Origin of the sequence: Kitasatospora sp. NPDC059973 (genome assembly GCF_042737525.1) — a bacterium.
Lineage (GTDB): Bacteria > Actinomycetota > Actinomycetes > Streptomycetales > Streptomycetaceae > Kitasatospora.
The window spans coordinates 1-13,191 of sequence record NZ_JBHWUI010000200.1; the positions used below are offsets into that span (position 1 = coordinate 1).

Here is a 13,191-nt window from a genome sequence, read left to right on the forward strand (position 1 = left end):
GTCCGCGGGAGCCTCTTCGCGCGGTTCGTTCCGAGGGCGGCGCCGGCCCGGGGACCGGCGCCGCCCGGGCTCACTTCAGCCCGGTGTCGAGCGCCGTCATGAGGGCGCCGTTCGGGGTGTCGCCGGTCATCTCCCAGATCATCGCGCCGAGCAGGTTCTTCGACTTCAGGTAGGTCGTCTTCTGGCCGATCGACCAGGCGTCGTCGAAGGTCCACCACTGGCCGCCCGCACCCGTGTACCCGTACGTGGCGATCGACTGGGTGTCGTGGCGGACGGTGAGGTTGGGGAAGGTGGTGATCAGGTTGTTGTACCCGCGGGTGCCGGCCTCCTCGGCGAACTGGCCCGGCGCCGCGCCGGTCGCGCTCTGCCACTCGCCCGCCGCGCCGCCGTCCGCCACGCCCTGCCAGCCGCGTCCGTAGAACGGGAAGCCGATGGTGAGCTTGCGCGGGTTGACCCCGGCGGAGAGGTAGGCCTGGACGGCCGCGTCCACGCTGAAGTGGAACGGGTACGGGTCCTGGCCGTCGGCGTACAGGTTGGCCTGGTGCCCGGCCCGGTTCGGCTCCCAGGAGTTGTCGCTGCCGGCGCCGTGGAAGTCGTAGCCCTGGACGTTGGCGATGTCCAGGTAGTTGAAGATCTTCGAGAGGTCCCAGCCCTGGCCGATCTTGACCGGGTCGGCCGGGGTGAAGGCGGTCAGCAGCTTGTGGGAGCCGCCGAGCGCGTCGAGCTGCTTGCGGAACTCGGCCAGCAGCAGGGTCAGGTTGGCCTTGTCGGCCGTGCTGTAGTGGTTGCCGGCGTGGCCGTCGGCGGAGCCGGGCCACTCCCAGTCGAGGTCGATGCCGTCGAAGATCCCGGCCGCCACGCCGTCACCGCCGGCGCCGTTGTAGAGCGGCAGGTTGCCCCTGATCCAGGTGTCCACGCAGGACTTCACGAACTTCTGCCGGGAGGCCTCGGTGGCGGCCGCGTCCGAGAAGTACTTGGAGTACGTCCAGCCGCCGAGCGAGACGACCACCTTGAGGTTGGGGTACTTGGCCTTGAGCTTCTTCAACTGGTTGAAGTTGCCGCGCAGTTTGCCCCAGCCGTCGTCGGCCACGCCGTCCACGGACTGCGCCGCGCTCATCGGGCGGGCGTAGTCGGCGTCGGCGTCGCCCGCGCCGGTGCCCTGGTCCGGGTCCTGCGGGTCGGCCGTGGTGCCCTTGGTGACGCCGGCCAGGCAGGTCAGGTTGACCGGATCGATGTTCTCGAAGGCGTAGTTGATGACGTCGAGCTTGGCCGCGCTGCCCGAGGTGTCGAGGTTCTTCACGAAGTACTGGCGGCCGTAGATGCCCCACTGGGTGAAGTAGCCGACCCGGGCGTACTTCCCGGCCCCGACCAGGTCGGAGGTGGTGACGGCGAGCGCCGCGGAGGCGGGGGAGGCGTTGTCGGCGCCGTCGCGGGCCTTCACGGTGAAGGTGTAGGCCGTCGACGGGGAGAGGCCGCTGACGGTGGCGGTCAGGGTGCTGCCGGTCACCGTCCTGACCAGCGCGGGGCCCTGGTAGACGTCGTAGGCGGCCACCCGCTGGTTGTCGGTGGCGGCGCTCCAGGCCAGCGTCACGTCGGTGGAGGTCACCGCGGTGGCACGCAGGCCGGTGGGCGCCGTCGGCGGGACGGGGTCGGTGGCCGGGTCGAAGGTGGCGGCCGTGACGGACGCGCTCGACGGGCCGGTGTTGCCCCGGGTGTCCTTGGCGCGCACCGCCAGGGTGTACGAGGTGGCGGGGGTGAGCCCGGTGACCACCGTGTCGGTGGTCGCGGCGGCGGCCAGTACGGTGCTGCCGCTCAGGACCTCGTAGGAGGCGACCGGGAAGTCACCGCCGGTGGCGGCCGGCCACCTCAGGGCCAGGCTGTGCGCGGTCGACTCGGTGACCACCGGCGTGCCGGGGGCGGACGGCAGGACGTCCGAACTCCCGTCGCACTTGTCGCCGTTGATCCGGCAGCCGGTCGGCGTGCCGATCGGGCCGTTGGCCACGAACCAGAAGCTGTACGGCTCGGTGGTGCCGTGTGCCGGGACGCTCGCGTTGTAGAAGGCATTGGTGGCGGTGACGTGCCGGCCGGTGGTGGTCGCCGTGCCGTTGTAGCTGTTCTGGACGGTCACGCCGGCCGGCAGGTCGAACTCCAGCGTCCAGCCGGAGACGGCGGCGGCGTTGTCGTTGCGGACGATGTAGGTGCCCTTCCACCAGGAGCCGTTGTCGGCGGTGGTGAAGGTGGCGGTCAGTTTTCCGGCCGCGTGCGCCGGGGCGGCCAGCGCGGTGAGCGCGGCCAGTGGCAGGAGCAGGGCGGAGAGCAGCGCCAGCAGTCTGCTGCGCGCTCGCGGGCGTCGGGCCCGGGGTCGAGCGGACATGGTTCTCCCTGTGACTGTGGGGGTTGAACAGGGCGACGTAGAACCGTACGGGTGGTGCCGCGGCCGTGGTGCGTGGCCGACCGGTGCCCGCGCCGTGGGGAGACGGGGGCATGGGCACTGTAGGAGGACTGGACCAATGCGTCAACAGGTCTGTACCAATTGGGAGTTGGTGCGGGCGGGCTAGCCCCGGCGCGGGTGCCCGGTCAGCTCGTCGCCGAGCGGGCTGCGGCCGTAGAGCACCGAACGGCCGTGCCGGGCCCGGGTGACCAGGCCGGTCCGGTGCAGGACCGCCAGGTGCTGGCTGACGGCGCCCGGGGTGACGCCCAGGCGGTAGGCCAGCTCGGTGGTGGAGGCCGGCTCGGCGAGCAGCGCCAGCAGCCGGGCCTTGGGCGCGCCGAGCAGCAGCTCCAGCGCGCGCGGGGTGACCGGGGCGGTCGGCGCGGCCATCCCCGCCCGGCCGCGGGCCGGGTAACTGATCTGCGGCGGGCGGTCATTGCTGATCATCGTGATCGCGCCGCGGGCGAAGAAGGTCGGGACCAGCACCAGCCCGCGGCCGTCCACGGTGATCTCGCCGTCCCAGTCCGTCCAGCGGCGGTTGATCGAGAGCAGGCCGTCCGCCCAGTGCAGCCGGTGGTCCAGGTCGGCGAAGAGGGCCGCGGCGCCCTGCTGGGACAGCACCCGCGCCCGGTAGACGAGGTCCGCCTCCAGAACGGCGCGGGCCCGCGGCCACCAGGCGGGGGCCAGGCAGCGCTCCCAGTACTCCTCCAGCGCGTCGGCGATCCGGGCCAGCAGCCGGACCGGATCGGCGAGCCCGGCCGCCAGCGGGGCGGGCAGCGGCCGGCCGTGCGGCAGGAAGGTCTGCTCCAGTTCGGCGCGCAGCTGCTCGGGCGGCAGCGCCCGGACCACGGCCAGCTCGGCCCGGAAGTCCGGCGCGGGGACGGACGGGCGGGGCGTCAGGAAGTCGGGGATCCACCGGTTGGCGGCGACGAGGGAGAGCAGCAGCCCGGAGTCCAGCCGTTCGAAGCTCGGGCGCAGCCGCTCGAAGGCGGCGGACTGCAGCGGGTAGACGCCGGGGTGGGTCCACATCCGCAGGCTGAGCGCGGCCTCCTGGATCGGCGAGCAGGCGAACCAGGTGGTGGCGAGATCGGCCAGATCCAGCCTGAACCGGTGCAACTCCGACCCCGTCCCTCCAGCTGCTTTGAGGCAGAGCCTAAATCATTACTGCGGACGCCGGGGACGCGGTGGGATCGGGGCATGAACACCTCACCGGCGTCGTCCGCCGCGCCTACGCCCGTCGCCGGCCCGGCCGGTCCCCCGGATCCGCCACCGCCCTCGGCCGCGTCAGGTCCTTCGGACGCGGGTGGTACCTCGCAGCCGGGCCCGGTCGGCCGCCCCGCCGGGGGCTCGCGGCTGCTGCACCCCGACCCGATGGTGCGCCGGCTCGCCGGGATCACCCTCGTCAACACCGTCGGCAGCGGGCTCTCGCTCGCCGTCGGCGTGCTCTTCTTCACCCGCGTCCTCGGACTGAGCGCCGCCCAGCTCGGGATCGGGCTCACCGCCGCCGGCCTCTGCGGCGTCGCCGCCAGCGTGCCGGCCGGGCGGGCGGCCGACCGCTGGGGAGCGCGGCCGGTGCTGGTGGTCCTGATCACGGTGAACGCGCTGGGCACCGCCGGCTACGCCCTGGTGCACAGCTACCCGGCGTTCCTGGGGCTGGCCTGCGTGGTGAGCGCGGTCGACCGCGGCGCGGCCGCCGTGCGGAACGCGCTCTACGCCGAAGTGCTGCCCGCCGACCGCAGGGTCGCGGGCCGGGCCTATCTGCGGGTGGTCACCAACGTCGGCCTCTGTCTGGGGACGGCGCTCGGCGCCGTCGCCCTCCAGGTGGACAGCCGGCCGGCCTATCTGACGGCGATCCTGGCCGACGCCGTCTCGTACCTGGTGGTCGCGGTGCTGTTCCACCGGCTGGCCGTCCCGGCCAGGGTCCGCCCGGCGGCCCGCCCGGTGGCGGGCGGCGGACCGGGCGAGCCCGCCGGCCGGCGGCGCAACCCCGCCCTGCGGGACGGGCCGTTCCTGGTGGTGACCGTGCTGAACGCGCTGCTCTGCCTGCAGTTCGCGATGCTGGAGGTGGGTGTGCCGCTCTGGGTGGTCCAGCACACCGAGGCGCCCCGGATCACCGTGGCCGGCACCCTGATCGTCAACACCGTGCTGGTGATAGCCCTGCAGGTGCGGGCCACCCGGGGCACCGAGGACCCGGCGACGGCCGCCCGGGTCTGCGGCCGGGCCGGGCTGATCCTGGCGGCCTCCTGCCTGGTGCTCGCCCTCGCCCACGGGCTGCCCGCGGTGGTCGCCGCCGTGCTGGTGCTCGCCGGGGTGGCGCTCCAGGCGTTCGGCGAGGTGCTGAGCCAGGCCGGCGGATGGGCGCTCAGCTACGACCTGGCCGGGGAGCGCGACCACGGCGCCTACCAGGGCGTCTACAACGCCGGGTCGGCCGCCTCGCTGATGATCGGCCCCGCCGTCGTCAGCACCGCCGTGGTCGGGTGGGGCCTGTTCGGCTGGGTCGCCCTCGGCGTGCTGCTCGCCGGGGCGGGCCTCGCCATGGGGCCCGCCGTCCGGTGGGCCCGGGGCCGCGAAGGGGCCACCGCGGGGTAGGCCGGGTCGCCCGGTGCGTCCGGCCCCCGGGGGCCGGACGCTCAGCGGGTGGCCGGTCGGTCAGCGCTGCTCCGGGACCAGGGCGAGCGCCTCCACCTCGATCAGCACCTCGGGCAGGAACAGCGCGGCGACCTGCACCGCCGAGCTCGCCGGGAGCGGGGTCGAGCCGAAGTACGCGTCCCGGGCCTCGCGCACGGCCGGCATGAACGCCATGTCGGTGACGAAGTAGGTCAGCTTGACGACGTCGGCGAAGCCGGCCCCGGCGGCGGCCAGGCAGCGGCCCAGGTTCTCGAACACCTGGCGCGCCTGCGCCTTCGGGTCGCCGGCCCCGACCAGGTGCCGCTGCTCGTCGAACGCGACCTGGCCGGAGACGGCCACCAGGCGGCCGGTGCCGGTGACGACCTGGGTGTAGCCGGTGCCGGGGGCGACCCCGGGCGGCTCGGCGATGTGGATGAGGTGCGGGCGCTGGGAAGTCATGACCCCATCGTGGCCGACGGGTGATCAGATGCACCAGGGCCTTCGCCCGCCGCCGCTCAGCGGACCACCTCGGGCAGGGCCCGGCCGTAGCGCCGGTCCGCCTCCGGGAGGTCGGCGGCCGGTCCGCCGGCCCGCAGCACCACCTCCAGCACCGCCGCCGGGTCGCAGGCGTAACCGCCGCTCGCCCACGCCGGGTTGGCCTCCACCACCGCCCAGCGGCCGGAGTCCAGCGGGCCGACGTCGATCACCACGGCGCTCGGCAGCGCCCCGGCCGAGGCGGCCAGCACGTCCGCGGCGAAGGCCGTCACCTCGGCCCGGTACCGGTCCTCGGGCAGCGGGGCGGTGTCCAGGTCGCCGTCCACCGCGTAGCGCGAGGCGGTGAGCACCTCGCCGTCCAGGACGAACAGCCGGTACTCGCGGCGGAACCGGACCACCTCGCTGGCCAGCACGGGGGTGTCGTCGTCCAGCGCGTCCGGGCCGGGCAGGCCGGAGCCGTCCGGGTAGATCCGGGCGGGGAACAGCTTGTCGCCCGGCGGCTTCAGGAACACCGGGCGGCGCAGCAGGCGGGCCGCGGCCAGCGTGGTGAGGGTGACCGACCGGCCGGTCAGCTCCGCCGGCAGGCGGGCCGGCCAGTCGTCCGGCGGCTCCAGCAGCGCCAGGTCGAAGGCGGCGCCGACCGCGTCGCCGAACAGCGGACCGCCGTAGAGGTGCACCGGCGAGCCGATCAGCTCCTCGGGCGCGCGCCAGGCCGTCGCGGTGTGCGCGCGCAGGCCGCGGCGGCCGGCGGCGGTGCGCAGCTGCAGGCCGGTCTCGTTGATCCGGGGTGCGAGCAGGAGGACGGCGTCGGTGGTCATGGCCCGATGCTGCCGTGGCGGACGGCCGCCCGACCACCGGATTTCGGCACGACGGGGTGACGGGGCTCGCGGCGGGTGGCTCTGGCCGAGCGGCGGGTGGGCGTGTCAGAGTCGACCGGGCGCCGTCCGAGCAGGGCGGCCGCCACGCAATCCGACCCACCCTCAGCCGGAAAGCAGGCCCGCACCGATGACCCGCGAAGTGCCCTTCGTCCGTGTCGCCACCACCGATGCCGTCACCACGCTGACCCTCGACTCGCCGCACAACCGCAACGCGCTCTCCACCCGGCTGATGGCCGAGCTGACCGCCGCCCTGGCCGCCGCCGCGGCCGACCCGGACGTCCGCGCGGTGGTGCTCGGCCACACCGGCAAGGTGTTCTGCGCGGGCGCGGACCTCTCCGAGGCGACCGGTACGGACCCGACGGTGGGCCCGCGCGGCCTGGTGGACCTCCAGCGGGCCATCGTGGACTGCGCGAAGCCGGTGATCGCGGTGATCGACGGACACGTCCGGGCGGGCGGCCTCGGGCTGGTCGGCGCGGCCGACCTCGCCCTGGCCGGCCCGGCCGCCACCTTCGCGTTCACCGAGGTCCGGCTCGGCCTGGCACCCGCCGTCATCTCGCTGCCGCTGCGCCCCAAGCTGGACCCGCGCGCCGCCTCCCGCTACTACCTGACCGGCGAGGTCTTCGACGCCGCCGAGGCCGCCCGGATCGGGCTGATCACCGAGGCGACGGACTCGGCGGAGTCCACCGGAACCGCGCTGAAGGGCCTGCTGGACGCCCTGCGGCTCGGGTCGCCGCAGGGCCTCGCACAGTCCAAGCGGCTGGCCAACGCCGAGGTGGTGCGCTCCTTCGAACGGGACGCGGACGAGCTTGTCCAGCTCTCGGCGCGGCTGTTCGGCTCGGACGAGGCGCAGCAGGGCATGCGGGCGTTCCTGGAGAAGCGGCCCGCGCCCTGGGCGCGCTGAACCCCGGCCGGGGTCAGCCCCAGCGGACGACGGCCGTCTCCCGCCAGAGGTCCAGCAGCGCCCGGTCCCCGGTCAGCTCGACCCGCTCGGCGGGCAGCCGGTTCCAGAGCAGCAGGTAGAGGTCGCGGGCCGGGCCGCTGATCGTGAGGTCGGTCGGGTCCGCGGCCCCGGCCGCCCGGCGGGTGACAGTGAGCGGCTCCCGGCTGATGGTGAGCAGCCAGGAGCCGGGCCCGTCGGTCGGTATGCCGCCGGGGGCGGGGTCGGTGGGCCCGGCGCTCGGCGTGACGTCGCCGGGTGCGGGGTCGGTGGGCCGGATCAGCACGGTGCGCGGCTGTTCGCTGCGCACCCGGGCGCGGCCGCGGGACATGAAGCCCGCCAGCAACTCGTCGATCCCGTCCAGGGCCAGGCCGGTGGCCACCCGGGGGCCGTCCGCCCCGGCGGCCGCGTCCGCGTCGAAGCGGTGCACCGCGGTCTCGTGCGCCTGACGGCGGGCCCAGAACGCCAGCGGGGTCGGCGCGGGCAGGAAGCTCCAGCACTCCAGGTCGGCCGGGGCCGCCGCGAGCGCCGCCACCAGGGCGGCGTGGCCGGTCCGGAACCAGTCGACCAGCGCCGCGTCCGACGGCTCCGGTCCCCAGGCGGCGCGCTCGCCCTCGGCGTCCAGCGGCTCCCGGTGGCCGTCCCGCACGAGGGCGGTGGCCCAGCGGTGGACCTGGCCGGTGTGCAGGACGAGGTCGCGCAACTGCCAGTCGGGGCAGGTGGGGACGGGGGCGGCGAGGTCGGTGCGGGCGGCCGCGTCGGCCAGCAGGACGCCCTCGCGGCGCAGCGCGTCGATGTGCTCGATGATCTCCATGGTCGACGAGTGTCGCACCGCTCGCGGATTTCGGACACGGTGCGGGCGGCCGCCGGGACGGGTGTGATGTTGGCCGCCTCCTCGGTGACGGCGCCGGGGCGACCGGTAGCGTGGCGGCATGTCGATCACCAGTTCCCTGTTCTCCGCCGCCCGGGCGGGCAGCCGACGCGTCGCGGGCCGCCTCGTCCACCGGGGCTGGACGTGGGTTCAGCGGGCCGGTGCGGTGTCCAGCGAGAGCCCCGGTCCGTACCGGTTCGGCGAACTGGGCGCGGGGACGAAGCTGACCTTCCCGCTCGGGGCGATCTTCAACGAGCGGTGGATCACGATCGGCCCGTTCTCGATCATCGGCGAGCGCGTCACCATCAGCGCGGGCTTCCTGCCCGGCCTCGACCTCGGGCCGGACCCGATCGTGCGGATCGGCGGCGGCTGCGTGATAGGCCGTGACAGCCACATCGTCGGCCACCAGTCGATCGTGCTCGGCGACGACGTCTGGACCGGCCCGGGCGTCTACATATCCGACCAGGCCCACGAGTACCGCGCGACCGATCTGCCGATCGGCAAGCAGTGGCCGCGCAACGAACCGGTCGAGATCGGCGGCGGCAGCTGGATCGGGACCGGCGCCGTGATCCTCCCCGGCGCCCGGCTCGGCCGCAACGTGGTGGTCGCGGCCGGCTCGGTGGTGCGCGGCGAGATCCCCGACCACAGCGTGGTGGCCGGAGCCCCCGCGAAGATCGTCCGGCGCTGGACCGCCGAGGAGGGCTGGCAGCCGCCGTTCCGTACCGACCCGCCCAGCCCCTTGCCGGACGGCATCACCGCCGACCAGCTGCGCGCGCTCGCCGGGTGGGACCTGCGGCTCCCCGGCGAGACGGGGGTGTGAGGCGGGGCCGACGGCGGGCGGAGTCGGCGGGAACGGCGGGCTGGGGGTCGAGGGCTGAGGGCTGTGGCGTCGGCGGCGGGCGGGGTCCGGCCGTCGGGCGGGCCCGGCCGGTTAGGCCGGCTCCTGGGCGCGCTCGGCGTCCCGGGCGGCGATGGCGGCGGTGATCCGGAGCAGGTCGGCGGGCCGGGTCGGGTCGAGGCCGGTGAGGACGGCCACCCGGCGCAGCCGGTAGTCGACGGTGTTCGGATGCAGGTGCAGGGCGCGGGCCGTGTGGCGGCGGTTGAGGCCGCCGGCCAGGTGGGTGCGGAGCGTGGCGAGCAGTTCGCCGCCGTCCTCCAGGGGCGCGAGCAGTGAGGCGAGCCGGGATCTCGCCTGGCTCGGCCGGCTGAGCTGGTACTCCAGCAGGACGTCGTCCAGGCGGTGCAGCCCGGGCGGGCGGGCGAAGGCCCGCGCCACCTCCAGCACTTCGGTGGCGAGCACGGCCGCCGCCGCCACCCCGGCGGGTGCGGCGACGGCCGCCCCGGCCCGGACCGGGACCCCGGCGGCCCGGGCGGTGCCGGCCACGGTGTCCGCGAGGCGCTGCCACCTGTCGGCCGGGACGGCGTCCGGCCGGCACTCCAGCGGGATCAGCACCGGGCCGCCCGAGGAGGAGAGCGCGGTGAGCGCCGACTGCCGGGTGCGGTGGTCGAGTTCGGTGCGCAGTCGGCGCAGCTTGCGGTGGCCGGCCACGGTCCGGTCGACGCCGGGCGCCCGCTCGTCGGGGTGGTCGGCGACGGCGAGGCAGAGCACGGCGTAGGAGGGTGGCAGCCGGATCCCGGCCCTGGTGGCGGTCTCCTCGGCGGGGGCGCCGTCGAGCAGCGCGGTGAGCAGGGCGAGGCGGGCGGCCCGCTGCTCGTCGGCGAGGGTGCGGCGTTCCTCGACGTACCCGGCGCCGGCGGCGGAGGTGGCCTGGCGGAGCTGGTCGAGCAGCAGCCGGTTGAGCACCAGCAGGTCGGCGGCGTCGTCGTCGTGGGCGTCCCTGGTCACCAGCTCCCAGCAGACCTCCATCCCGAGGTGGTGGGCGAGCAGGACGGCGTCCAGCGGCAGGCCCTCCTCCGCCCGCCGGGCGGCGGCCTCGCGGACGGAGGTGAACTCCTCGTCGTCGGCGGGGTTCCCGGTGCGGACGGCCTGGGCGAGGGCGCGGATCCGGCGTTCGGTGACCTGGCTGAGTTCGCCCGCCACCTGCTCGTGCGGCAGGCGGCGGTAGGTGGGCACCCGGGCGAGCAGGGTGGCGATGACGGCCTCGACCAACTCGGGTACGGCGCCGAGCAGCCGCTGGTCGGCGGGCACTCCGCCGATCAGCGGGATCCGCCAACCGGGGGCGCAAGCGGGTGAATTGTGACCGGTCACAGAAAACACCGTCCAGGTCTGGGGGACACCCAAGGGCCGGGCCGGAGGGGCGACCGCATGATGGAGGCACTCGGGTTACCTGTTGGTAACAAACTTCCGTTGTGGAGGCAACAGTTGAGAACCCCACTTCTCCGCTCCGCCGCCGGACCGGCACGCCGCAGACTCCTCGGAGCACTGGGCTCAGCCCTGCTGGCCGGTGCGCTGCTCGCCGGCGCCCCCGCCACCGCCGCACACGCCGCACCGGACGCGACCCCCACCGCGTCCGGCGTGGCGGCCCAACTGCCCCCCGACGGCGATTCGGTGGCCTCGCCGCCGGGTGCCAACGACTGGGCCTGCAAGCCGACGGCGGCCCACCCCGATCCGGTGGTCCTGGTGCACGGCACCTTCGCCAACCGCTACGAGAACTGGCTGGTGCTCTCGCCCCTGCTGAAGAGCCAGGGTTACTGCGTCTTCGCCCTGGACTACGGCATGGTCCCCGGCATCACCTCCTCCGGCAGCGGCCTGGTGCTGCCGATCGGCGGGCTCGGTCCGGCCGCCGAGTCGGCCGCGCAACTCGGCCGCTTCGTCGACCTGGTGCGCGGCGCGACCGGCGCGGCGAAGGTCGACCTCGTCGGCCACTCGCAGGGCGGCATGCTCCCGAACTACTACGTGAAGTTCCTCGGGGGCGCGTCGAAGGTCGACAAGTTGATCGGCCTGGCGCCGTCCAACCACGGGACGACGCTCGACGGCATCGCCAACCTCGCCCCGTACCTCCCCCGGGTGGCCGAACTGATCTACACGGCCTGCCCGGCCTGCAAGGACCAGGTGGTGGACTCCGCCTTCAACCGGAAGATGGCGACGGTGGCGGACACCGTGCCCGGCGTCCGCTACACGGTGATCTCGACCGTGTACGACGAGGTCGTCACGCCGTACCGGACGCAGTTCCTCAGCGGCCCGAACGTGAACAACGTCGTCCTACAGGACCGTTGCCCGCTCTCGCTCGCCGAGCACGTGGCCATCGCCTTCTCGCCGACCGCGTTGCACCTGGTCACCAACGCGCTCGACCCGGCCCACGCGTCCCCGGTGTACTGCGGCTGACGCGCCGTCCGGCCGCCGGGCGCGGCGGGCCACCCGCACAGGAAGTCGGACCCGCCGGCTTCCCGTGCGGTGGTGTGTCCTGGGCGGGTGTGCCGTGCGGTGTCAGGCGGGCGGCGAGCGGAAGGTGACGGCGGCGGTCACGCCGTCGGGCCGGAGCTCGTAACGGCCGGGCCCGGCCGGCAGGGCGGCGTCGTAGCGGTCGAGCACGGTGTCGCCGACGGTGGCGCGGCCGGCCAGGCAGATCAGCAGCACGGTGCCACCGGCCGGGACGTCCACGGTGCGCGGCCCGGTGGTCAGCACGAGGTCGGCGGTGGTGCGCCCGCGACGGGTCATCACGTTGAAGTCCACCACCGGGCCGCCGAGCAGTCGGCAGCCGGTGTCGGCCTCGCCGGAGAACGCGAACGGGCGGAACGGGGTGTCGACGAGGTGCTCGGCACCGTCGACGGTCAGGGCCATACCGGGGCCCTCGACCAGGGTGATCACCCGGTCGACGCCGGGGAACGCGGAGAACGGCCCGGCGGAGGCGACGTCGGCGAGGCTGACCCGCCAGTGGAAGGCGTCCAGCCCGGCCCCGGCGGGGAACCCGGCGACCTCCCTGGTCACCCCGCCCCCGTTCAGCCACGCCGTCGCCGGGCGCTCGTCCGCCCGCAGTACCTGGATCCGCCCGGTCGTCGTCATGGCCGCATCCTGTCACGGGGCGGGAGGCGGGAGTGCGCCCGGAGGGTCCGGGGCTCCCGGGGGCGCTCGTCGGGGGGAGTGCGGGGGGCCGCCGCCGAGGTGATCGGCCGGCCGTGGTCGCCCCGGTGGGACCGTGGGTGGGTGGGACCGTGGGTGGGTGGCGTGGTCGGTGGCCCCGACCGGAGGGTGCGCTCGCGGGGGTGTGCCGCCGGTCCCGGCGTGGAGCCGGTGGGCACCCGGCCCGCCGGTCGGGAGCCCCGACCGGCGGGAGGCGCCGCGGGCCGTCGTGCGGTGGCCGGTGGCGGGTGCGACGCGTGCTGGGGCGTCCTCACCGCCCGCCGTACCCGGCGACGGGCTCCGTCAGCGGGTGCGGCGGGCGGTGAGGGGGAGCAGGGCGGCGAGGACGGCGGCGAGCGCGACCGAGGTGAGGGCGAGCGGGAGTCCGACGGCGTCGGCGAGGAAACCGATCACCGGCGGGCCGATCAGCATGCCGCCGTAGCCCAGGGTGGAGGCGAGCGCGACGCCCTGCGGGCCGCCGGTGGCGCCGGCCTGGGCGATGGCGAGCGGGAAGATGTTGGCCAGGCCGAGGCCGACCAGCACGAACCCGGACAGCGCGAGCGGTACCGAGGGCGCGAGTGCGGCCAGCAGCATGCCGGCCGCGGCGGTCAGGCCGCCGAGGACGATCACCCGGTTCTGGCCCAGCCTGATGGAGAGCCAGGTGCCGCCGACCCGGCCGCTGGTCATCGCGAAGGCGTACGCGGCGTACCCGGCGGCGGCGGTGCCGGCACTGGCGTGGACGTCGTCGGTGAGGTGCAGGGTGGTCCAGTCCGCGATGGCGCCCTCGCCGTAGGCGCAGCAGAGCGCGGTGAGGCCGAGCAGCAGGACGAGCAACCGGGCGTGCGGCACCCGGGCCGGCTCCTTGGGGGCGGCCGGGGCGGCCGGGGCGGCGGGGGCGGCGGGCGAGGCGGGGGAGTCGGCCGCCCGGCCGGGGGCGACGACCGGCGCGGC

The 13,191-nt window shown here is 75.3% G+C and carries 12 protein-coding genes; 4 read left to right on the plus strand and 8 right to left on the minus strand.

Annotation, left to right across the window (positions count from 1 at the left end):
• Positions 1-70: 70 nt before the first annotated feature.
• Together ACFWA9_RS34325 and ACFWA9_RS34330 are read right to left on the minus strand one after the other, a co-directional pair.
• On the minus strand, positions 71-2,374 hold the full coding sequence (locus tag ACFWA9_RS34325) for a glycosyl hydrolase family 18 protein (protein ID WP_380392624.1): 2,304 nt from the start codon (positions 2,372-2,374) through the stop codon (positions 71-73).
• Positions 2,375-2,554: 180 nt separating this feature from the next.
• Positions 2,555-3,547, minus strand: a complete 993-nt coding sequence (locus ACFWA9_RS34330) for an ArsR family transcriptional regulator (RefSeq protein WP_359808437.1) — start codon at positions 3,545-3,547, stop codon at positions 2,555-2,557.
• An 81-nt stretch (positions 3,548-3,628) separates the two neighbouring features.
• Here ACFWA9_RS34330 and ACFWA9_RS34335 point away from each other — a divergent pair, with 81 nt between their 5' ends.
• Positions 3,629-5,020 carry an MFS transporter gene (locus ACFWA9_RS34335; protein ID WP_380392626.1) on the plus strand — a complete coding sequence of 464 codons (1,392 nt, stop codon included), beginning with the start codon at positions 3,629-3,631 and terminating at the stop codon, positions 5,018-5,020.
• A gap of 60 nt (positions 5,021-5,080) precedes the next feature.
• On the opposite strand, the gene ACFWA9_RS34340 is transcribed toward ACFWA9_RS34335, so the two are convergent.
• Positions 5,081-5,497: a RidA family protein gene (locus tag ACFWA9_RS34340; RefSeq protein ID WP_380392629.1), complete on the minus strand. Its 417-nt coding sequence runs from the start codon at positions 5,495-5,497 to the stop codon at positions 5,081-5,083.
• Positions 5,498-5,553: 56 nt separating this feature from the next.
• Complete coding sequence (locus ACFWA9_RS34345) at positions 5,554-6,351, minus strand: ATP-grasp domain-containing protein (protein ID WP_352294376.1); 798 nt, start codon at positions 6,349-6,351, stop codon at positions 5,554-5,556.
• A 187-nt stretch (positions 6,352-6,538) separates the two neighbouring features.
• Between ACFWA9_RS34345 and ACFWA9_RS34350 the strand changes: the two genes are divergently transcribed.
• Positions 6,539-7,312 carry an enoyl-CoA hydratase family protein gene (locus ACFWA9_RS34350; RefSeq protein ID WP_329490798.1) on the plus strand — a complete coding sequence of 258 codons (774 nt, stop codon included), beginning with the start codon at positions 6,539-6,541 and terminating at the stop codon, positions 7,310-7,312.
• Positions 7,313-7,325: 13 nt separating this feature from the next.
• Here the strand turns inward: ACFWA9_RS34350 and ACFWA9_RS34355 are convergent, their stop codons facing one another.
• Positions 7,326-8,162: a maleylpyruvate isomerase N-terminal domain-containing protein gene (locus tag ACFWA9_RS34355; RefSeq protein WP_380392631.1), complete on the minus strand. Its 837-nt coding sequence runs from the start codon at positions 8,160-8,162 to the stop codon at positions 7,326-7,328.
• 118 nt (positions 8,163-8,280) lie between these two features.
• Here ACFWA9_RS34355 and ACFWA9_RS34360 point away from each other — a divergent pair, with 118 nt between their 5' ends.
• On the plus strand, positions 8,281-9,039 hold the full coding sequence (locus tag ACFWA9_RS34360; RefSeq protein WP_352294372.1) for a DapH/DapD/GlmU-related protein: 759 nt from the start codon (positions 8,281-8,283) through the stop codon (positions 9,037-9,039).
• Positions 9,040-9,150: 111 nt separating this feature from the next.
• Here the strand turns inward: ACFWA9_RS34360 and ACFWA9_RS34365 are convergent, their stop codons facing one another.
• Entirely contained in the window at positions 9,151-10,428 is a 1,278-nt protein-coding gene (locus ACFWA9_RS34365; RefSeq protein WP_380392634.1) for a PucR family transcriptional regulator, read from the minus strand.
• A gap of 114 nt (positions 10,429-10,542) precedes the next feature.
• Between ACFWA9_RS34365 and ACFWA9_RS34370 the strand changes: the two genes are divergently transcribed.
• Positions 10,543-11,505, plus strand: a complete 963-nt coding sequence (locus ACFWA9_RS34370; RefSeq protein WP_380392636.1) for an esterase/lipase family protein — start codon at positions 10,543-10,545, stop codon at positions 11,503-11,505.
• Between the two features lie 102 nt (positions 11,506-11,607).
• Here ACFWA9_RS34370 and ACFWA9_RS34375 read toward each other — a convergent pair whose 3' ends face one another.
• On the minus strand, positions 11,608-12,183 hold the full coding sequence (locus ACFWA9_RS34375) for a HutD family protein (RefSeq protein ID WP_380392638.1): 576 nt from the start codon (positions 12,181-12,183) through the stop codon (positions 11,608-11,610).
• A 360-nt stretch (positions 12,184-12,543) separates the two neighbouring features.
• Positions 12,544-13,191: MFS transporter (locus ACFWA9_RS34380; RefSeq protein ID WP_380392640.1), on the minus strand; the 648-nt coding region annotated here is incomplete at its 5' end.